The following is a 21,449-nucleotide window of genomic DNA, read 5'->3' on the forward strand; positions in this document are numbered from 1 at the left end:
TTATTCCGGCTGTGCCCGGTTACTGATATCAGCATTTAAACCTTCACCACCAGGACGACCATCTGCCCCATAAGACATGATATCAAACGCGCCATTTTCGCCTGGGATCAGATAAACATAATCGTTACCCCATGGGTCTTTTTTCAGGTTCTTGATAAAAGGTTCCTGACGAAGAGAATTCCCCCCCGGTGCCTTTGTAAGTGCTTCAAGTCCGTCCTCAAGGCTTGGATATCTAAGTGTTTCAAGCCGGTACATTTCCAACGCTTTTTCAAGCTCTGTAATATCAACCTGTGCCTTGGTAACCAAACCACGGTCTTGTGCTGGCAACACATTCACAACAATAACTGTTGTAAGCAGGCCGATGATCACAATCACCACCATTAGTTCGATGAGAGAAAAGCCATCGTCCTTATGGCTGTTTTTCTTCAACGCTTTCAGCATCGTCATCATTTTATTTTTCATCACTCTTCTCCGCTATGCCAATACAAGGCTGTTGAGCCTCAGGATCGGCAGCATGATGGACAGAACAATTGAACCCACAATTCCGCCCATAAAAATAACAATCATTGGCTCCAGAAGCCCCAGAGCCGTTTTGGTGAAACCATCAAATTCCCGTTCCAGATAGCTGGCCACGCTTGTAAGCATTTCCGGCAGGTTTCCGCTCTTCTCACCTGCGGCTACCATATAAGCAAGCATCGCAGGAAAAGCGCCACACTGCCGCAGTGCTGAAGACGTTGCTGTACCTTCTTTAACCTGTGAAACAGCTGCTTCCACCGCTTTTTTCATCGTTGCATTCTGGATTGTTTCCTTGGCAGCAATAAGTCCCTCAAGTACCGGGCTGCCGCCATCAATTAGTGTACCCAAGGAACGCGCAAAGCGTGCGGCATTTACGGTACGTACCAATCTTCCAATGAGCGGTAATTTCAAGATCATACCGTGTACTGCAAACCGAAAAGTATCACGGCGCATCGTGAACATAAAAGCCCCAATAGCAGCTGCAATAACAAGAGCAAACACAAGCCCATAATTCACAAGGAAATTAGAAGTGCCCACTACCACCTGTGTAAGAGCCGGCAAATCAGCACCAAAGCTTTCAAACTGCTTCACAACCTTTGGCACAACAAACACCATCAAGGCCGTAATTACACCAATTGCCACCACCAGAAGCACAATAGGATAAATAAGAGCAGACTGGATTTTCTGCTGTGTCTCAAGCGCCTTTTCTCTGTGATCTGCAATATTAGAAAGTACTCGCGCCAAATCACCTGATGCCTCGCCAGCTGCCACCATCGCTATATAGAGCGCATCAAAGCTTGCTCGTTCCTGTTCCATTGCTTGGCTGAGACGTTTACCTTCCATCACATTACTGCGGAGACGGGTCATCACACGGCGGATATTATCTTTTTCAGATTGTGCTGCGATCGCCCCTAACGCTTCTTCTACATTCGTTGCTGCCATCAGCATAGTTGCTAACTGCCGGGTAATCTGAGCCAGGTCTTTAGGCGCAATAGCATCTGATTTAGAAAACCATTTCCGTTCTACTCGCTTCTTTTCTGAAGCTAGAGTGATAGATGTGGCAAAAAGCGAACTGGCTTGTAAGCGCTTACGGGCGTCGCGCTCACTTTCAGCAGAAATTATACCGCTCTTTGCCTTCCCTGCTGCATCAAGCGCATCATATTCATAGGCTTGCATCAGCCATTATCCCGCAACTTGGAAACCCTCATAATTTCTTCAATGGTTGTTTCACCGTTTGCCACCAAGCGTGCACCGCTTGAAGCCAGTGTATCACCATACTGGAACGCATGCGCTTCCATTTCCTGCTCTGACGCACCTTCCTGTATCATCCGGCGCAGTGTTTCATCTACTTTCACCAGTTCATAGATACCAACACGGCCCATGTATCCTGTGTTACTACAGGCAGCACATGATCCCGGCTTATAGAAACTCGCATCATGATTATGTTCAAGCTGCAGCTGTTCACGGATAGAACCATCATCCTCAACTTCAATCTTACAGGAACCACAAAGCCTGCGCACAAGACGCTGCGCTAGAATTGCTTTAACGGTTGATGAAAGAAGGAATGCTTCAACCCCCATATCCCGAAGGCGGGTAACAGCAGCAATCGCGCTATTTGTATGTACGGTAGAAAGCACAAGGTGGCCAGTTAAGCTTGCCTGAATTGCCATTTCTGCGGTTTCAGTATCACGGATTTCACCAACCATAACCACATCAGGATCTTGCCTCAGGATAGCACGAAGACCGTTAGCGAATGTCATTCCTACCTTCGAGTTCACCTGTGTCTGACTAATACCCTCAAGCGCATATTCCACTGGGTCTTCCACGGTCATGATATTCCGAGATTGATCATTAAGAAGTGATAGCCCTGCATACAGTGTCGTGGTTTTACCGGAGCCTGTTGGCCCAGTTACTAGGATAATACCATTCGGTTCTTCAAGAGCTGACAGAATACCCCCATGCACACTTGCCTGCATACCAAGATCTTCCAAGCTCAACTGCGCCTGACTGGTATCAAGAAGCCTAAGCACCACGCGCTCACCGTGTCGAGACGGTAATGTTGAAACCCGCACATCAAACACTCTGTCTCCGAGCGTGAGCGATAAGCGTCCGTCCTGCGGGATACGTTTTTCGGCAATATCAAGGCGAGACATCACTTTAATACGCGACACGATATAAGGCGCTATGCGTGCAGACAGGCTAGCTATTTCAGTAAGTACACCGTCTACACGGAGGCGAACAGAAAGCGCATTTTCAAAGGGTTCAAGATGCACATCTGAAGCTTTAGCTTTCACCGCTTCAGCCATAAGGCTATTGATCAACCGGATCACTGGCGCATCATCGTCATTCGCCAACAAATCGGCGGCTTTGGGCATCCCCTCAAGCACACTATCAAGACTATCGTCTGGCAGTTCTTCTTCAACGGATTCAGCCAATCCGCTCGATGCATAGAGATTTGAAAGCAGCGCATCAAAATCCTTCGCGGATCTTTCCTCTACAGCAATCGGTATACCAAAACTACGCCGTACCTCACGGAGCATTAAGGCATCACTACCTTCTCTCATTGCTATAACAGCCTGTGCATCATCTTGTTCAATCAGGGCGAAGCCATATTCGCGAGCAAAGCCATACTTGAGTACAGGGTCTAATCTCTCAGTCATAGACAGATCACTCCTGTCCTGAGGTATCGGAAGCCCCTGAAGGTGACGTGCCCAGCACTTCTTTCACCAATTGGTCTAGCGGTGTCTGCGATTCAATCGCTGCCTGCTTACCTTTAATGTAATTGAACTTTTGATCTGTTACGGCGCGGGCATCTTCAGCACTGCGCATAATCGTAGGACGCAGGAAGATCATTAGATTTGTTTTCTGAACACTTTTACTATCAGAACGGAAAGCACGGCCCAAAAGCGGGATATCACCAAGAAGCGGAACTTTATCAACGCGAGTTGTTTCATTCTGCTGGATAAGCCCACCAAGCACCACAATTTCTCCATCACTCACCCGCACTGTAGTGGTGATTTCACGAAGGTTAGTGATCAACTCTGTTGAACCAGTCGCAATAGGGCCAGCCACAGATGAAATTTCCTGACGGATAGCAAGACGAATATCTTCGCCCTCATTAATTTGCGGCGTTACTTCCAGAATGATACCAACATTCTTCCGCTCAACTGTACGGAATGGATTTACGTTGGCACTACCGAGCGCTTCACCAGTCGTAATCGGGATTTCCTGTCCGCTCTGGAACTTTGCAGGCTCATTATCAAGCGTTACAATTGACGGTGTAGAAAGGATATTGCTGCCTGTGTCCTGCGCGAGTGCGTTAAGGATGACACCAAATACTGTACCACCACTTGTTCTACCCGCAGCACCTACAGAAAAACCGTTTAAACCAACGAGTGAATTCACAGCTGTTTCCTGAAGCGTGTTGGAAACATCTTCGCTCAGATCATCATTATCAAGAAGCAGCGCACCTGTTGCCGCCAAAACATTTGGCGCAGTTTGCGCATAGTTGGTCATGGTGAAAGGAATGCCACTACCTTCACTGCCAGAAAGAATATACTGAAGACCAAGCTCTTTCGCCGCCCCCTCTGAAACCTCAACAACAATTGCTTCCACAAGCACCTGTGGGCGCGGCACATCAAGGCTTCGGACCAAACTAACAATTCGCTGTTGCATTTCAGGAGTTGCGTTAATTACGAGCGCATTTGCTCCCGCATAAACAGAAAGTGCAACATTACTATCGGGGTTAACAACCTTACCGCTGGAATCCTTTTGCGTTACAGATTTCACAACGCTTTCCAACATCGGCAGCATAGCTTCTGCATTTGCATGCTTAAGGTTTACAACCAGCAAATCACCGCGCGAGGCATTGTTTTTATCCAGTTCAAGCAGCACTGGTTCAAACGTGGAAACTACCTTTTCAGGCCCTTTAAGAATAAGTGTATTACTGCTCTCAAGCGGGATAACAGAGATAGTTGAATTACTCTCATCGCCAGCCTGACGTGAAGCTAATCTCAAGGCAACATCCGCCATTTCAAAAGCTGATGTATTTTGCAGGGCGATGGTTTTGATAACCGACGTATCAACATCCATACTTTCAACTAGCTGGGTAATACGCTTCAGGTTTTCAGCATAATCTGTGACAATTACATATGGCGAACCACGGCGGGCAAATGCGCGGCCATTCTTGTGAATAAACGGCTTGGCAGCGGCCTGTACGGACAAACTATCTACATAGGAAAGTGTGTAAACGCGGGTTACCAGCTGATCACCTGCCAGATCGCCAGATACAGGAACACTATCCTGCACTGCCACTTCATCAGGTACAATTTTGTAGGCGCCACTTGCTGTCGGTACGATGGTAAAACCATTTACGCGCAATGCAGAAAGAAAGGTTTGGAAAGCTCCTTCTTCTGAAACTGGCTTGCTGGAAACCACATTCACACGACCGTTCACACGAGGATCAACAATGAAAGTGTGCCCGGTGATACCAGCAATATCGTTAATAAACTCGCGGATATCTGCATCGCGGTAATTTAGCACCTGATCTTGCGCAAACAGCGGCAGAGTTAGCGCCGAAGCTCCCAGCAAGGTTGCAAGAGCTAGTTTTTTCAAAGTTCCCTGAAGCATAATCTTTGCATTCTTCCCCAAAGGCTATCCCACTTTAGCCTATTGTTTCCGTGCGGCGCTCACCACGCCTTAACAACTCAATCGTAAATTTCGATGCACCAGAAAGTTCATCTGGTAGTTCCTTCAAGTTCTCAAAGGAATTAAGCTTAAATCCGTTAACGGATTGTATTATGTCACCCTTTTCAAGCCCAACAGACAGCCCACTAACATCAGACGTTAACCTGAAACCAATGATGCGGTTATTTTCGCGCACCGGCTCCCAGTTCATGGCGGTCAGGGCTGTTATAATATGAGAATTTGAAGAAGCAGTGTTTGGTTCGGTAATCTGTTTTTGCGGAGCAGTGGTTACTGAGCGCGTTTTGTTGGTTTTAAACATATAAACCGCTTCTCTAGCACCTCTACGTGCAATTTCGATGCGGTCCGAGTAAACACCAACTAATTGGATGCCATTTGAAATGCTCTCGCCAGTACGTACCAGTTTTTGCTGGGCCCCTTCCATCTGCACGATCGCATTACCTTCACCTTCGCCCTCGGCACGGAGGCCATAAAGTTTGATTTTCAAACTACTTTCACGAACAGCGGCAGCTTGTGCTGTCGGCGCTGACGTCAACTGTCGAAAGAAAGGATCAAATCTCGTAAGGGAACTGTAATCTGTCGCCCGATTGGCTGGCTGAGTAATCACCGGCGGCAAAGCCGATCCAACATTCGTGTTCGTATCAGAAAGCAATTTTGTAAAAAGCTGTGAAGCAAAATACCCAAGGAAGATAACCAACAAAACTTCAACGAAAGTAGCTGTGACACGCAGCCACTTGGGAGTAGCTGCAGAAAGTGCCGCTATGTTAGTTTCTTCTGCCATACCAGAAGATGATACGTTTTCAATAATCTTAGGCATTCGGTACTTAATCTAAATTCAAAGGGCCTGCTGCCAAAGCAGCAGGCCGAAACTTTTGCACATTAGAACTTGTATTTAAAGCCCAGAGAAACTGAACGTCCAAGATCATATGCCTCTGTAATACGGCGATCATCACCAAGAGATTGAGAGAATTGGATACCATCATCAAGAAGGTTCGAAGCCTCAAAGCTGAATTCAAGAATGTTAGAACCCACTTCAAACTCACGGCTGTATACAAAATCAAGAGTTACAGGTGGCTGTTCAAATTCATCCGGAGCACCGAATGTACCAACAAGGCTAAGACGCTCACTTGTATAGTTGAATACAAGTGCGAGAGATTCGCCCTTATCGTGATTGTTCCAACCAACCTGCACGTTCGCAAGCCAGTTTGAGAGCCCCTGGAACGGACGTACCAAGTTTGTCACATTACCTTGGTTCGCAGCTGCGGTTGTAGTTTCACCATCAACATAAGAAGCGTTAGCTTTAAGGAAAAATTCCTTATTGAGGCCGAGCCAATCCCAACCAAACCACTCTTGAAGGAATAAGAACTTTTCAAGTTCAACCTCAATACCCGCGTTATCAGCGCTTTCACCATTGATGTAAGTGTAAGTAACACTTTCACCTGTAAGGAATACCGAAACCTCAATCGGGTTCGTGAAGTCTTTATAGAAAGCACCGATTGTCAGGCTGTCACCGGCACCAAAATACCACTCGAAACGTGCATCATAGTTTTTGATCTCTGTTGTCGAAAGGTTTGGATTACCAACAACAAGAATGCCGCGGTTATCATCCAGGAATGGTGCACTTGAAAGTTCGCGCAAATCCGGACGAGTGATTGTCTCACTATAACCAAGGCGAAGCTGCATGTTATCTACAAACTCATATGTGATGGTTGCAGATGGAAGCAAACGCTCAAGATCCTGATTAACATTCACAGGTGATAGAAGTACCCGGTCAACTGTATTCACTGTTTGCAGGCTATCTTCGTAGCGTGCACCTAGTGCGATACGAACACGGTCGGTTACCTGTGCATCAAAACCAAGGTAACCCTGATAGTTTTTAAGAGATGCTGTGTATGCATCAGATGCATCAAACTGCTCAACAAGCCTTACACCACCTGGGCGAATATTTGCAGGGCCGAAGATAATTTCTGGCACAAGGAAACGAAGATCAGAACCAGCTGATGACGGGATCTGGAAATTATAGCGCACAAGCCCGAAGCTTCTGTCTTTCTCCAGGTAAGTAAAACCTGTCTTAACATCAACAGCAATATTACCAATATTCAACGGCTGAACGATATCAAAACCAAATTCCTTAGTTTCTTCATCAAGCGCGTTATATTCAGTCGTGTTACCTGTTGTATTCGCTACAAGCTGGAAACGATCGCTATCATCTTCAAAACGATAAATAGTACTACGACGAAGTGGTACATCACGGTCTGAACGAGAATAGTTAGCACGCCATGTTAGCTGAGTATCAAGGAACACATCACTATCGTCAAATAGAGTGAAATTGTGATCACCTGTGATCTGGTTCGTCCAAACCTGACTTTCAATCCAGTCAATAGTTGAAGATGTACGCAGTTCATCAGGCTCAGCAGTAAACTGACCAGTTTCGATAAGCGAGCGCTTGCGAGACTGGCGAAGTACCGTACCTGTGTAGTTCAGTGAGTGGTTCGCGTTGATTTCATATCCAAGCGATAGAATACCATTCAAGCTAACATTGATATTTGTCTGACGAAGGCCACACTCTGTATCAGCGTCCTGAAACTCTGTCTGATCACAAACCTCAGAACCATAGCTGAAACGAGTTTCAAGCCCCTGGTTGTTGACCGTGAAGTTACGGCGAACACCTTCACGGTGCACCGTTTCCACATCATAGTTCACCGCAGTGAAGAAACCGAATGCACTTTCAGAACCAACTTCATAGCGGTTACCAAGCGCAAAGTTCAGCCCTGCACCAGGGAGGCCATTTTCATCATCAATTGACCAGATGTTTGGAATGGCACGGCCAGCAGCCGCTAGCTCTTCTTCTGACAGGCTTGCAAGAGTGATGTCCTGAAGAAGTTCATCTGGAATATTGCGCTGAGAACCACCAAAGCCGAGAATTTCAATACCCGGACCATCGTAGCTAAGAACGTCTTTACCAGTAGATTCAGAGTTATACTTACCTGAGATACCAACTTCCAGGATGAACTCATCCGGAATTGTTTTCGTACGGATATCAACCACACCCCCAGCGAATTCCAGTGGGTATTCAGGAGAATATGTTTTTTGTACCAGAACAGATTCCACAATACTTGTTGGGAAAATATCAAGCGGCACAACTTTTCTAAGTGGTTCAAGGCTTGGAATAGATGAACCATTCAAAAGCGACGCCGAATAGCGATCACCAAGACCACGAACATATACATATTTACCGCCAACCAGCGAAAGACCAGGCAAACGCTGCAAAGCAATAGCAATATCGCCATCACCTGCTTGCGAAAAAGCCTCCGCATCAAGCACGTTAGCGATTTCAGAGGTCGCGCGCTTTTCATCAGGTACATACTGCCCCAGAACTGTAATTTCCTCTACATCCTGAGCAAGATCGATTTCCTGAGCGAAAGCCTCGGCAGGTACAAGAAGTACTGTCGAGGCGAGTAGAGCGCTTTTTAATTTAGAGTGGGTGAAATTCATTTTAGCCACCGTCAGGTTTCCATTATGTGCGCAAAACCGCAGCAAGGGAGCACCTTGCTGCGGTTATTGTCTAAAGGCTTATTCGTTGATCCAAACTGTCCAACCAGCGGCCCAGTTATTTGCAGCATTCTGTACAGCACCGATATGGCTTACTGCATCGAAGAAGTTGTTAACTGTCGCAACATTTGTTGCTGTTGCACCGTTCTCTGTTGCACCGTTGATATATGTTTTGAAAGCATCACCACCAGCCGCAATTACGAGAGTGTCAGCCACAACAATGTTGTTTGATTGGTTAGTGTACCAAGCTTCAAGATCGAATGCGTTGTCGCTATCCGTGTTGAACACTTCCGAACAAGTTGTGCTTAGCAGAGAGGAAACCATAGTCAGGTTACCAGTCAGATTAGTTGCACTTGAACCAGCGTTTGTGAATGTTGCAGCATCATCGATATCAAGACATGCATCACCAAAATCAGCTACTACAGTGTTGTAAAGGTTTGCACCTGTACCTTCGCGGAGAAGGATACCGATATCACTTTCACCACCAGCTTCACCAGCACCGATAATTGTTGAGTTAGCAATCATTGGCTGTGCACGTGGTAGGAAGTCGTTGTTGTTACCAAGGTTATCAGCTTCGAAGCCCTGATCAGTAGCAGCCTGGTTAGGGTTCTGAATGATCACAACATGCTGAACCTTACCGCGCCAGCCCTGTGTCCAGTCTAGGCTGTCATCATCTGAACCAGTGATTACAAGGTGCTTAGCGTTTACTGTACCGCCGAAGAATTCGATACCATCATCCGCACCATTGTGTGTTTGAACATAATCAACAGTTGTTCCTGAACCTACACCTTGGAATGCGATGCTGTTGAACTCATCATCACCTGTGATTGGGTTACCTGCGTAAACTACACGTGTGTAGAACATCTGTCCTGAGCTATCGTTATCATCTGTACCACCGTACAAACCACTATCGCCCTCGCCTTCAGCCTCACAAGGAAGACCAACACCGTTACATGTGTTGATTGTTGCACGGCCGTTAATCACGATGCCGCTCCAAAGAGATGTATCGCTGTCAAGGTTACGTGTATCAGGGTCTAGCGCTGTAAATGTAACAGGCGCATCAACTGTACCGTTTGAGTTTAACTGTGAACCGCGGGAGATAATCAATACTGAAGTCAGGTTCTGACCCATGATTGTTACACCAGGCTCAATTGTCAGTGTTGCAGCGTCACCGTCAGCGGCAGGGCTTGCTGGATCTGGACCCATATCAACACCAAACTGTACACGACCGCCAAGAATGTAGTCTAGACCAGATACAAGGCGCATATCTTCTGTGTATGTGCCTTCTGGAATTGTACAGGTATTATCACCGTTATCTGTCGTGCCAGTAGGACACTCAGGAGCCGGGTTCAAACCGTAAGTCCAGTTCAATGTCCAGTTATCAGCAGCATCTGTTGAACGAACTGCGCCAGCGAAGTTTGCTGTATCAAAGAAAGCATCTGTTGCCGCAACATTTGTCGCTGTTACAGCATTTTCAGCAGAACCATTCACAAACAAGTTGGAAAGTGTTGTTGCTCCAACTTCGTTGTTTGATTGGTTCGTGAAATACGCTTCTAGATCAAATGCGTTATCACTATCTGTATTGAACACTTCATTACAGTTCGTGCTTAGAAGTGTTGACTGAATTGTAAGTGTACCAGTTAGGTTAGTCGCGCTTGAACCAGCAGCTGCAAATGTTGCTGAATCGTCAATATCCATACAAGCGTCGCCAAAATCGGAAACAACAGTGTTAAAGATATTCGCACCAGTACCTTCACGAAGAAGCATACCGATATCGCTTTCACCACCGCGGCTAGCTGAACCAACAATTGTCATATTGGAAAGCTGTGGCTGCGCACGTGGTGTGAAATCGTTGTTGTTACCAAGGTTATCAGCTTCGATACCTTGGTCAGAAGCTGCCTGAGCTGGGTTCTGAATGATAACAACGTGCTGTGCTTTACCGCGCCAGCCTTGTGTCCAATCAAGGCTATCATCATCAGAGCCAGTTAGAACAAGGTATTTAACCTGCGCTGTACCACCGAAGAACTCAATACCATCATCCGCACCGTTATGAATGTGGATAAATTCTAGCTCTGTACCGGAACCAACACCCTGAAGTGCCAAGCTGTTAAGCTCGTCATCACCAGTGATTGGGTTACCTGCGTATTTAATCTGTGCATAGCGAATTCTACCGCTGCTGTCCGTATCATCTGAACCGCCGTAAAGACCACTATCGCCTTCGCCTTCAGCTTCACAAGGAAGACCAACACCATTACATGTGTTGATTGTTGCCTGGCCGTTCAGGATCAAGCCACCCCACTCTGAAGTGAATGGCTCATCAAGAAGTGCGCCGCTGAAAGCCGCAGGAGCATTCAAGCCAAGCTCAGAAGCCAAACCAAGATCAAGACCGGATGTGAAAACGATTGGGTTATTCGCTGTACCATTCGCCTGGATTTCAGAACCACGGGAGATAATCAGCACATCCGTGTTTGTCGGCCCATATAGAGTTGTACCAGCCTCAATCGTCAATGTTGCGTCATCACCAGCTGCAGCATTACCGTCAGCACCTACATCAACACCAATCGCAACACGACCTGAAATCTGATAAATATTATCTGATGTCAGCGTAACATCATCAGTAATTGTTCCAGAAAGGCGACAATGTGTTGCGTCCCCAACAGAAACAGATTCTGTGCCAGTAGGACAATTACCTGCGGATGAAACCTCTCGGCCCGCACGATCAGTCACAGAACTGCCAGTGTTACCACCACCATTGCCACCGTTACCGCCATTTCCACCGTTACCGCCAGTACCTGGGTTTGGCGCAACCGTGCCCGGAGACTGAAGCTCCGTGCTATCGTCGCCGCATGCAACAAGAGCTACTGATGCAACAGCTGCCAGCAGCGTATTCCTAATGATCTTATGGTTCTTCATCGTTTTCCCCGTACGAAGCTCATCGGCTCGGTATTTTTAAGAAACAAGCGAAATTACCGACACAACACGTACCGGCTCCCGAGGAAGGACCTAGATTAGAAATGTTTCAGTTTGGTTTCAGTGAATTTTCTATAGTGTTACAATCTGTAACAATTATTTAAGTAATTGATTTATATAAATATTTTATTATGGCTCATATCAAAGAATACAATTTCTAAATTAAAATATCAACCACACGCTCCAGATTCCCCCACAAATGAAGGGGCCAAATGGAATCCGACTCTGTAATGTTACATCCGTTTTAAGCATAATTTGGATCACTGCGAAAAGAAGCGCAACCACAGACGCAATCAACAGAACAAATGGGAGATTATACCAGCCAAGCCACATGCCAGCAGCAGCCAAAAGCTTCGCATCCCCCATGCCAATACCGCTCTTTCCCCTTATAGCTTCGTAAGCAAGATTAAGAAGCACTGGAAACATTAAACCTACCAGCGCCCCAATTAAGTGAGGTTCAATCAGCCAAGGCTCAAGAAACCAGATAAACAACAGGCCTGATAGAAAAAGCATACCGTTCAACAGATTCGGCAGTCGCATTGTATGAAGATCAAAAAGAGTTAGCACATAGAGATGCAGAAACAGCACAAGCCCAACAAGGGTTGGTTTTGTTACAAATAAAAGTGCCAATCCAGGCAGTAACAATAAATAGCTAGAGATATGTTTGTAAGGAAATGTCACGCCAGCACCATTTATTCCCATGTCGGCACGCAATAAAAAAGGCGCGCAACCTATGCGCACCCTCTTTAGCAAACTTCCTCGAGATAAGGAAACTGGTTTTAATACTAGCCTTGCTCACCGAGGCGACGAAGAGCTCTTTTCGCAATTGTTTTCACACGGTTTGTTTTGCCGCTGCGAAGAAGCGCATAAGGGTTTTCCTTTCCGTTAAGGATTTCCTTGTACATTGCTACTGCTTCCGTCTGACGGCCAGTTGTGCTGTATACGAAAGCTAGGTTAAGTTTTGCGAAGACATCATCTTCTTTAGCAAAGCTTTTACCAAGGAGAGCTGTTTCAGCGCTAGACCAGTCCTGCGCTTTCAGTTCTTTGGCAGCATAATTATTTGTGTCTGCTTTATTATCTTGTGCGAATCCTGCGTCAGAAGCCATTGCAGTAGCTGACAGAATTGTAACACTTAGGATGGTACCGATCGTTTTCATTTTCATTATATTCCCTTTCGGCAATCTTACTATTATCAACACTTTTGTTACAGTTATATGTAACAGAAAAGATTTATATGTGCCATGCAATATTTAAGGGATTGAAAGGAAAGGATAAATTTTTTTTCAGTTTTTGTTACAAACCGAAGTTAATAAAATCAATAACTTAATCAAAATTGAACTGATTCGGATATTCCCATGTGAATTTTTTATGACAGTAGCAAAAAAAAGCTGAAATACATAATTTTTCGGTCTAGCTAGTGCTCAGAGCATTAAATTACTTATTTTGTAGACCGTAATATGACACTTGATTTTACAGTTGGAATTAAACGCATTGCGATAAGCTTGCTGGCTATTTCTGCAGTATCGGTTTCTGCCTTTGCAGCACCTGCAAGTGGTGCTTTGTTTGCGGCTGCACCCAAAAGTATTAAACGCCCTGTTGAAACCGTGTCACCATACTCATTCGGTCTTGAACGGTCTCAACAAGAAACTGCAATTCGTTTTATCCAATATGCCGGTATTGATAAAAACCTCTCGCTCTTGCTTCTAAATGATGTGAAAACATCTGCACAAGTGACGGACGCTATCAATCGCATCGGATTTGAGGCTGTAAAAGAAAAAGTTGTTACAGCTATCAAACGCGCTCAGCTTTCAAATAAAGCTGAATGGACGGAAATGCTCGCTACTGTGTACCTTAATTATTTTGAAGGCACAGAACTTAGCAGCATCCTGACAGAACGTGAAAGCTCACCCTTCTTTGCGAAGATGGTCGAGCTACAAACTGCAATTTCTCATGATGTGGATACACAGGGTAAATTGATTTACAAGCGTGCACGCCAACAGGTTTTGGACCTGCTCACTAAAGAATTCGCAGCTTAAAGCTTTAATCCTCTTGAAGCATACCTGCTTTCCAGCACATCAAAACCATATTGAATAATGAGCGCCATAAGCGCTGCTGGTACCGCGCCACTTAAAATCAGCTCAGTATCCGCCAAACGAATCCCCGAAATAATGGGCTGCCCATACCCTCCGGCACCGATAAGTGCGCCAAGTGTAGCCGTACCCACATTAATAACAGCAGATGTTTTAATCCCTGCTAATATAGAAGGCAGTGCAATAGGCAGCTCAACTAACCGAAGCCTTGCCCCAGCTGGCAACCCTAGAGCATCAGCAGATTGAATTATATCCCTCGGAATAGCTGAAAGGCCCGCGTGAGTATTTCTTACAATTGGTAGCAGACTATATATAAACAAGGCGAAGAACGCAGGGGCAAAGCCGATACCCAGTAGAGGAATCAGGAAAACAAAAAGTGCCAAGGATGGTATTGTTTGCACAATAGAAACCACTGGCATGATAATATACGCAAGCTTAGGGGATTTTGTTGCCCATATCCCAAGTGGTAAAGCCACTATAATAGCTGACAGGAGAGACAGCCCCACTAAAATAAGATGATCGCCCGTATGGCGCATGATCTCGGACCAAATCGTCTTTTGCCTCACCTGCACAGAAACATTCAGAGTTTCATGAAGAAAGCTTGCCGAAACCTCTGCAGTTGATATCTGATCGATTTTCGCAGCTTTATTGAGTGCCTGCATCTGTTCGGCAGTAATTTTACCTTCAAGGGTTAACATTGCACGAAGCGCATTTGGGGCTTCTTGCTCAAGGCTTTTACGGTAAAGGACAACAGCAGAATAATCGGGAAAGAATTCCAAATCATCCTCCAGTACCGTTAATCCATAAAAAGCGATCTCTGCATCAGTGGTATAGATGTCTGTTGCATCAATCTGACCACTATCTAGTGCAGCAAGAGCTAGATCATGATCTAAGCCCGTTGGTTCCTGGTTTAGACCATAACGTCGACGCAACTCCGGCCATCCATCATTGCGTTTCATGAAGGGTGGGCTATAGCCCATTTTCATATCTGGCACTTTTTTTAGATCAGAAATCTTCGACAGGCTATGCTCCAGGGCATATGCCTTTCTGATGCCGACACCATAGGAATTAGAAAAACCAAGCGGAGCCGAGAGCCCTACTTCGTATTTATCTGCAAGGATGGTTTGCAATTCCGAGAAAGAAACCGACTCCTCCAGCGCCAATATTTCCTTAGTAAGAGTGCCTGTATAATCAACATATACATCCACCTCACCAGCCAGTAGTGCTTCCCATATAACGCGCGTTCCGCCCAGCTCCGCCCAATGTCTGGTTTCCTGTCCACTCGTTGCTGCAACTTGCGCCAACATTTCGCCGAGGATCACACTTTCGGTAAAAGTCTTTGAAGCAGTTACCAATTCATCTTTTCCGTGCACTGCACTAAATGATGAAAGAAACAGCACTATACTGAACCAAAATCTAATCATTTCGCCTGCTCCAGCATATCGTTGATATGACGTTGAGCCGTCAAAAACCGCGTTACAAATGGATCAGCGGGCTTGTGTACCATATCAGCAAGTTTTCCCTGCTGAACGATACCCCCTTCAGACATAAGAACAAGATGATCTGCAAGATATACGGCCTCCGCCATATCATGGGTTACCAGCACAACGGTCATGTTCAGTTTAGAAAATATCTGCTTCAAATCTGTCTGTAGATCATGCCGAATGATCGTATCAAGAGCGCCGAGAGGCTCATCAAGGAACAGAACATCGGGCTTAAGCATAAGCGCTCTCATAAGCGCTACTCGCTGTCTCTGTCCGCCAGAGAGCTCACCGGAGAATTTATCCAACCCGCCCACAGGAAAACTGGTCAGGTTGATTAATTCCTCGAGACGCATATCAATCTCGTTGGCCGGCCAACCGAGATATTGAGCCATTAAGATAATGTTTTCCCGTGCAGTATAATGTGGGAACAAACCACCAGTCTGGATCACATACCCTATTTTTTGTCGAAACTTTTCAAGGTCAAGATCACAAACCTCACTGTCGCGAAATCTCACGCTGCCTTGGTCCGCTTGTTCAAGCCCCAACATCAATTTTAAGAGCGTTGACTTCCCACATCCCGAAGGCCCAATAAGGCTGGTTACCTTACCCTCAGGCAGGTCTAGCGACACATCTTTGATCGCGGTAAATTCACCGAAGGATTTTGTTACAGACTGGATTTCAAAAATTGATACCACAAGCTTTCGGGAACAAATGTTCACTGCCTTTGATTGTTACTCTTACAGGAAACTTAGGCTGTAAACGATGGGCTTACCACTGTTTTCCCACCTTTAATGAGACAGCAATAAAAAAGGGAGCCAAAGCTCCCTTTCGAAATCCAATATAACAGCGATTAATTCATACTGCGGTACATATCAATGCCCTGCTTGGCATAGCGGTTCGCGGTTTCCACATTGTCAGAAAGAATATTCAAACTCTGATTAATTTCAGCCACGGCGCCAGCAGCTGTTTGCATGCTTGTGGAGATTTCCCGGGTTACGCTGTTTTGTTCATCAACAGCACCAGAAATACCTGTCACACTTTCCTGCACTTCACTTACCGCACCTTTAATGGCGGTTAAGCGCCCCACAACATCAGAAGAAACCGTCTGCATACGTTCAATTTCATCAGAAATCTGATTTGTCGCATCACCAACCTGATTTGCCAGATTTTTCACTTCCGATGCCACAACAGCAAAGCCCTTACCTGCTTCACCGGCCCGAGCAGACTCGATCGTAGCATTCAAAGCAAGAAGGTTAATCTGAGCGGCAATATCTTCAATGAGCGTTACAATCTTATTCATCGCTTCAGCTGCATCACTAAGCTGCGTGGTGGAAGCACCAACAGATTCCGCCTCGCCAAACGTTTTATCAACGGCAACCCGAGCATAAGAAACACTTTCTGCGATAGCCTGGAAAGAAGAGCTCAATTCTTCAGCAGCTGAAGCCACTGTCTGTACAGTCGTTTCTGTCTGCTGGGATGCTGCAACCGCTGAACCTGCTTGCGTATTAGCATCAGAAACAGATCCTAAAATTTGCTCCATGTTTTCATCAACCATAGCACTGATTTGCTCACGCTCTGTTCGCGTTTTTATCATATCAGTAATATCAGTGGCGAACTTCACCACTTTGAACGGCTTGCCGTCTGGATCAAAAATCGGGTTATAAATTGCCTGCAACCACAACTCTTGCCCAGCTTTGGTAACCCGTCGGTATTCACCAGCCTGATATTCGCCACTACCTAAAGCTTGCCAGAAATTCTTATAAGCCTCAGATTCTCGTTCTGACGCCTCAACAAAAATACGGTGATGCTGACCAATGATCTCATCAAGCGAATACCCAACAGCATTGGTGAAATTTTCATTGGCCGTAATGATGGTGCCGTCTAATTCAAACTCAATAATTGCCTGGGCTTTATCAAGAGCTGCGAGCTTGCCTTCATAATCTGCATTTTTCAGTTTCTGCGCAGTAATATCAGAAGCAAACTTCACCACTTTGAACGGCTTGCCGCTCTCATCAAGAATGGGGTTATATGTTGCCTGCAACCATATTTCTCTCCCACCCTTTGCATAGCGTTTGAATTCGCCATTTTTGAATTCACCGCTACCCAGTGCACGCCAGAAATCAGCATATTCAGCAGTATGTTTATATTCTTCGCCTACAAACATACTGTGATGCTGGCCTTGAATTTCGGCTAGGCTGTAACCAGTTGCAGCCTGAAAGTTGTCATTGGCAGTTATGATGGTGCCATCAAGGGTAAACTCAATAACAGCCTGTGCTCTGTTAAGAGCATCAATTTTCCCAGAGGAATCTATGTTACCGGTATAGTATTCAGTAACATCTGTCGCGCACTTCACAACCTTTTCCACGCGCCCGGTAGCTGTGAATACAGGAACATAAATTGCGCGAAGCCAAATCTCTCTGCCACCCTTTGCATAGCGCTTAAAAATAGCAGAATGATCTTTGCCCGAGGCGAGGTGTTTCCAGAAGTCTTTATATTCCTGAGAAGCTTTATAATTCGCATCCACAAACATACTGTGATGCTGGCCTTTAATCTCAGCAAGGCTGTAACCCATAGCTTCTTCAAATAACGCATTTGCAGTGAGAATTCTGCCATCCGGCGTAAATTCGATCATTGCCTGAGAAAGAGAAATCGCCTTGAGAACGGCTTCAGCTTCATTAGTTGTTACGCCTGAGCGTTTTTTCAAAATATCGAACACAGTCCGACTCCACACGAGTTAATACCAAAACTGAATACAGCTCCGTTTACTCGCCCCCGCGTTACACTCTGTATCGCATTATTTCGTAAACAATAGATTAACTAACCAATGATTTCTCCTTTGCAATCAAACAATTGGTTGCAAAGGAAATAATTTTGGGGACACTCATAATTTGTACAGCATTGGCTTTTTTCCAATGGCCGATACTTCGCCCTGAGCGAAAAAGCGTTGTCAATTAATCGTTTAATAACATGCCACACACGCAAATGTTTCTGTTATGTCATCCATCTAAAGATTAGTTTACTAAGCGAACATGATCTAATTTGCGGGAAAATCAGATATGAAAAAAATTCTTACATTAGTGGCTGTATTATTCAGTTTTTCACTTGCAGCTTATGCGGATGGTGAAATCAACCTATCTAAACCAGGCCTTTTTGGTGGTTCATGGAAACATGCCTTGAACGGTTATGATACAGTTGCTTACTTTACAGTGGGCAAAGCTACTAAAGGTAAAAAAGAATTCGTGGCAGAATATAAAGGCGCAAAATGGCTTTTCGTTTCTGCTGAAAACAGAGATCTTTTTAAAGCCGACCCTGAAAAATATGCTCCTCAATATGGTGGTTACTGCGCATGGGCCGTAGCACACGGCAGCCCTGCACCAGGAAGCCCAAAAGTTTGGAAGATTGTCGATAACAAGCTTTATGTAAACTACGATAAATCAATTGGTAAAAAATGGGAGAAAGATATCCCGGGCCTTATCAAACGCGGTGATGAAAACTGGCCGGAAGTTCAAGAAAGACTTGAATAACAGATTTAGAGAAAAGCGGCTTAATCAGCCGCTTTTTTATTACCTTCTCTTTTCAACATGCTATAAATCTCAGCATGGAAGCCTTTATTGAAAAGATATTGAGTATCCCTTCAAAGCCTTCCTGCTGGCTAGATTGGAAAACTGTAGAAGAAGCCCCTCAAGAAAAGGGGAGTTACATACTTCTGCTTACTTTACAGACATCATTTGAGCTCAATCACAAAACTCTTGGCAGTCACCTGTTGGAAAAAGGCCGTTATATATATGCTGGCAGTGCAAATGGTTCTGGCGGTATAAAAGCACGTGTGAAACGCCACCTTTCAAAAGACAAAAAAATCCATTGGCATATTGATCACCTGACAACTCAAGCAGAAACTGTTAAATGCCTTTGCCTTCCTGGTGGCGGCGAATGCAGCCTTACTTCAACACTCTTAACTTCAGAAGCTTTCAGGGTTCCAATTAAGGGGTTTGGTAGTTCAGATTGCCGTGAGTGCCCAAGCCACCTTCTTGAAGTTGTTAACACTCAATAATTTCAGAAATAGGTTTTCTAATATCCTGCCGCACATCAATTCAACAAACTAAATAGCTGCGCCCTACCTTTACCACATTCCCTATATTTTATGCTTTCTACAAGAACCTCAGAAAGCTCGTTTTATGAAACAACTGGTTATATTTTTTATCCTGTCGCTTTTTTATATACCTGCCGCTGCAGAATCAACAGAATACAAAGGCATTCTTTATACGAAATTGGCAGAAAATATATGGATGCATACCACATATCATAAGACAAAAAATTGGGGTAAAGTTCGATCAAACGGACTGATAGTTCTGACTAAAGAAGGCGCTCTTCTTATTGATACTGGCTGGAATAATACTCAGACCCAACATATTCTAAATTGGGTACATGAAGAGCTTGAAACTACCGTGACCGCAGCCGTTTTCACTCATGCCCATGATGACAAAATGGGAGGTGTACAAGCCGTTATTGACGCAGGTGCTAAAACTTTTGCACACCCACTTTCAAATCAGTTCGCTCCGAACGAAGATTTAACGCCTGCAGAATATAATCTCCAAATTCTCTCAAATGGTGATGCTGTTGCAGCACACCCGGCCTTCGATGGCATTAAAATATTTTATCCTGGCGGAGGGCATACCCGTGATAACATCGTAGTAGCCTTACCAACAGCTAATATACTCTTTGGCGGCTGTCTGATAAGGCCTGGGAAATCTCACTCTCTCGGCAACACCGCAACTGCCGATATCAAAGCCTGGGCGACTTCAGTTAAAAATGTTGCAAACCGCTTTCCAGATACTCGCCTTATAGTTCCAAGTCATGGGGACCCTTCCGGTCGAAAATTATTAGATCATACTATAAAATTAGCTCAACACACTGTTTCCGAATAATAATCAGGCCCACTCGCACTTCATAAAAAAAGGGCTCCAACGCACATTCCTTGTGACATGGAGCCCTGTATCAAGTGGCTTTCTAATGGTAAACAGCCTTAACAGCCAGGCTATTTATACCGCGTGAAAATAACGTTTAACCAACCAGAATTTGTACCAATTTGTACGTATTCTAAAACAATTGCGGTAAATAATAGTGCGCTGGTGCAATACGCGGTTTGTAATTTACGCGTACCCATTCCACGTAAAGCACCAGCTATGTGATCTGAGCTTTTGGGGTATCACTCAGTTACATTGATAATACATTCACCGGAGTATCCTCGATGAATGCATAACGGTCTTTCAGAAAACCATGCTATGGGGGCATGAATAATCATCGTGACTGTCGGGTGCTAAATTGCGGCGATTTGAGCTTAAATCTCAAGCGATTAAATGTATTAAAATGTCTCAGTTTTTCTACAAATTTCGTAAAATTTTAAAGTTCGTCACAAGAACCGTGAGTTTGCTTCCGATACTTTTCAACGCTCCAGATTTTAGTAATACAAATTAATACAATATTTGAGTTTTGGTGACAGTTTCGTAGCGATAGGGTGCAACTGATTATCAAAAATACACCGTTGATAATTGAGTACATACGGGGGAAAGAGTTTAGCGCGGAGTATAAGTTAAATGGCAGACAGCATAACGATACTTATATCAACTTTGATTATAACAAGCCTTCTGTTTTCTGTTTTATTCTATGCTGCCTGGCGTACTTTCAACAAACCTCCTCATGCATTGGTTTGGGCCGTTACTTTTTTGATCGGCTTTATCCAATGGGTAATAACTTTTGCTGCATCAATGCTCTGGTTTAGCCCCGGAGCTTATTATTGGCTCATCGTTAATTTTCTCACCCTATCCATGACCAGTAGCGGGCTATGGGGATATTTTCTCCGCGGTAAATTCAATATTAATCCATTTTATCTCATTGGCATAACACTAGCCCTTGAGTTTGGCGTCTATGTGAGTTGGTCAGTTTTCCCACATATCGGTGTCAGCCAGGCCATCGTTCCTTTCTATGCGTCTGCCGCCGCACTTCTTACTGCATTCGTCCTATGCCGTTCCTCAGATAACAAAACAGCTCTTGAATGGGGTGCTATCATTCTCTCGCTGATTATGATGATAACCGAAGCGTCTCTCGGTGTCGTTGCCGCCCTTCAGGGCGGCAC

17 protein-coding genes are annotated in these 21,449 nt (G+C 45.0%); 5 read left to right on the plus strand and 12 right to left on the minus strand.

The genetic code is table 11. The annotated features are described in order from the left end of the window. The 9 genes from gspG to MF542_RS05875 all read right to left on the minus strand — a co-directional run bounded on the left by gspG (position 1) and on the right by MF542_RS05875 (position 12,905). Positions 1-462, minus strand: coding sequence for a type II secretion system major pseudopilin GspG (gene gspG, locus MF542_RS05835; RefSeq protein WP_247016923.1), 462 nt, complete (start codon positions 460-462; stop codon positions 1-3). A gap of 12 nt (positions 463-474) precedes the next feature. Beyond that, positions 475-1,692, minus strand: coding sequence for a type II secretion system inner membrane protein GspF (gene gspF, locus MF542_RS05840; RefSeq protein WP_247016925.1), 1,218 nt, complete (start codon positions 1,690-1,692; stop codon positions 475-477). Then, on the minus strand, positions 1,692-3,176 hold the full coding sequence (gene gspE, locus MF542_RS05845) for a type II secretion system ATPase GspE (protein ID WP_247016927.1): 1,485 nt from the start codon (positions 3,174-3,176) through the stop codon (positions 1,692-1,694). Before gspE ends, gspF begins: the two co-directional genes overlap by 1 nt. Positions 3,177-3,183: 7 nt before the next feature. After that, positions 3,184-5,166 (minus strand): type II secretion system secretin GspD, encoded by a 1,983-nt coding sequence (gene gspD, locus MF542_RS05850; protein WP_247016929.1) that lies wholly within the window; start codon positions 5,164-5,166, stop codon positions 3,184-3,186. 13 nt (positions 5,167-5,179) lie between these two features. Beyond that, positions 5,180-6,037, minus strand: coding sequence for a type II secretion system protein N (locus MF542_RS05855; RefSeq protein ID WP_247016931.1), 858 nt, complete (start codon positions 6,035-6,037; stop codon positions 5,180-5,182). Positions 6,038-6,099: 62 nt separating this feature from the next. Next, positions 6,100-8,715, minus strand: coding sequence for a TonB-dependent receptor domain-containing protein (locus tag MF542_RS05860; protein ID WP_247016965.1), 2,616 nt, complete (start codon positions 8,713-8,715; stop codon positions 6,100-6,102). Between the two features lie 78 nt (positions 8,716-8,793). Then, on the minus strand, positions 8,794-11,685 hold the full coding sequence (locus MF542_RS05865; RefSeq protein ID WP_247016933.1) for a hypothetical protein: 2,892 nt from the start codon (positions 11,683-11,685) through the stop codon (positions 8,794-8,796). Between the two features lie 219 nt (positions 11,686-11,904). Beyond that, complete coding sequence (locus tag MF542_RS05870; RefSeq protein WP_247016935.1) at positions 11,905-12,444, minus strand: prepilin peptidase; 540 nt, start codon at positions 12,442-12,444, stop codon at positions 11,905-11,907. Positions 12,445-12,527: 83 nt separating this feature from the next. Continuing rightward, positions 12,528-12,905: a hypothetical protein gene (locus MF542_RS05875; RefSeq protein WP_247016937.1), complete on the minus strand. Its 378-nt coding sequence runs from the start codon at positions 12,903-12,905 to the stop codon at positions 12,528-12,530. A gap of 294 nt (positions 12,906-13,199) precedes the next feature. Between MF542_RS05875 and MF542_RS05880 the strand changes: the two genes are divergently transcribed. Further along, on the plus strand, positions 13,200-13,778 hold the full coding sequence (locus MF542_RS05880) for a hypothetical protein (protein WP_247016939.1): 579 nt from the start codon (positions 13,200-13,202) through the stop codon (positions 13,776-13,778). On the opposite strand, the gene MF542_RS05885 is transcribed toward MF542_RS05880, so the two are convergent. The 3 genes from MF542_RS05885 to MF542_RS05895 all read right to left on the minus strand — a co-directional run bounded on the left by MF542_RS05885 (position 13,775) and on the right by MF542_RS05895 (position 18,032). Then, positions 13,775-15,256 (minus strand): glycine betaine ABC transporter substrate-binding protein, encoded by a 1,482-nt coding sequence (locus MF542_RS05885; protein ID WP_247016941.1) that lies wholly within the window; start codon positions 15,254-15,256, stop codon positions 13,775-13,777. The two genes, MF542_RS05880 and MF542_RS05885, sit on opposite strands and share 4 nt — an antisense overlap. Continuing rightward, the gene (locus MF542_RS05890) at positions 15,253-16,011 is read right to left on the minus strand and encodes an ATP-binding cassette domain-containing protein (RefSeq protein WP_247016943.1); all 759 of its coding nucleotides are present in this window, start codon (positions 16,009-16,011) and stop codon (positions 15,253-15,255) included. Before MF542_RS05890 ends, MF542_RS05885 begins: the two co-directional genes overlap by 4 nt. A 155-nt stretch (positions 16,012-16,166) precedes the next feature. Next, a complete protein-coding gene (locus MF542_RS05895) occupies positions 16,167-18,032 on the minus strand; it encodes a methyl-accepting chemotaxis protein (protein ID WP_247016945.1) in 1,866 nt (621 codons plus the stop codon). A 340-nt stretch (positions 18,033-18,372) separates the two neighbouring features. Here MF542_RS05895 and MF542_RS05900 point away from each other — a divergent pair, with 340 nt between their 5' ends. From MF542_RS05900 to MF542_RS05915, 4 genes are all read left to right on the plus strand, one after another. Then, positions 18,373-18,840 carry a YHS domain-containing (seleno)protein gene (locus MF542_RS05900; RefSeq protein WP_247016947.1) on the plus strand — a complete coding sequence of 156 codons (468 nt, stop codon included), beginning with the start codon at positions 18,373-18,375 and terminating at the stop codon, positions 18,838-18,840. A gap of 74 nt (positions 18,841-18,914) precedes the next feature. Further along, complete coding sequence (locus tag MF542_RS05905; protein WP_247016949.1) at positions 18,915-19,367, plus strand: GIY-YIG nuclease family protein; 453 nt, start codon at positions 18,915-18,917, stop codon at positions 19,365-19,367. 124 nt (positions 19,368-19,491) lie between these two features. Continuing rightward, positions 19,492-20,241 carry a subclass B1 metallo-beta-lactamase gene (bla, locus tag MF542_RS05910; protein ID WP_247016951.1) on the plus strand — a complete coding sequence of 250 codons (750 nt, stop codon included), beginning with the start codon at positions 19,492-19,494 and terminating at the stop codon, positions 20,239-20,241. A 669-nt stretch (positions 20,242-20,910) separates the two neighbouring features. Next, a partial coding sequence (locus MF542_RS05915; RefSeq protein ID WP_247016953.1) for a hypothetical protein occupies positions 20,911-21,449 on the plus strand: 539 nt, incomplete at its 3' end.

It is taken from the genome of Kordiimonas laminariae (assembly GCF_023008165.1).
GTDB lineage: Bacteria > Pseudomonadota > Alphaproteobacteria > Sphingomonadales > Kordiimonadaceae > Kordiimonas > Kordiimonas laminariae.

Excerpts from the sequence above, each read along its gene's own strand:
- gspG (WP_247016923.1), bottom strand. The coding sequence starts at position 462 with ATGAAAAATAAAATGATGACGATGCTGAAAGCGTTGAAGAAAAACAGC.
- gspF (WP_247016925.1), bottom strand. The coding sequence starts at position 1,692 with ATGCAAGCCTATGAATATGATGCGCTTGATGCAGCAGGGAAGGCAAAG.
- gspE (WP_247016927.1), bottom strand. The coding sequence starts at position 3,176 with ATGACTGAGAGATTAGACCCTGTACTCAAGTATGGCTTTGCTCGCGAA.
- MF542_RS05855 (WP_247016931.1), bottom strand. The coding sequence starts at position 6,037 with ATGCCTAAGATTATTGAAAACGTATCATCTTCTGGTATGGCAGAAGAA.
- MF542_RS05860 (WP_247016965.1), bottom strand. The coding sequence starts at position 8,715 with ATGAATTTCACCCACTCTAAATTAAAAAGCGCTCTACTCGCCTCGACA.
- MF542_RS05865 (WP_247016933.1), bottom strand. The coding sequence starts at position 11,685 with ATGAAGAACCATAAGATCATTAGGAATACGCTGCTGGCAGCTGTTGCA.
- MF542_RS05870 (WP_247016935.1), bottom strand. The coding sequence starts at position 12,444 with ATGGGAATAAATGGTGCTGGCGTGACATTTCCTTACAAACATATCTCT.
- MF542_RS05875 (WP_247016937.1), bottom strand. The coding sequence starts at position 12,905 with ATGAAAATGAAAACGATCGGTACCATCCTAAGTGTTACAATTCTGTCA.
- MF542_RS05880 (WP_247016939.1), top strand. The coding sequence starts at position 13,200 with ATGACACTTGATTTTACAGTTGGAATTAAACGCATTGCGATAAGCTTG.
- MF542_RS05885 (WP_247016941.1), bottom strand. The coding sequence starts at position 15,256 with ATGATTAGATTTTGGTTCAGTATAGTGCTGTTTCTTTCATCATTTAGT.
- MF542_RS05900 (WP_247016947.1), top strand. The coding sequence starts at position 18,373 with ATGAAAAAAATTCTTACATTAGTGGCTGTATTATTCAGTTTTTCACTT.
- MF542_RS05905 (WP_247016949.1), top strand. The coding sequence starts at position 18,915 with ATGGAAGCCTTTATTGAAAAGATATTGAGTATCCCTTCAAAGCCTTCC.
- bla (WP_247016951.1), top strand. The coding sequence starts at position 19,492 with ATGAAACAACTGGTTATATTTTTTATCCTGTCGCTTTTTTATATACCT.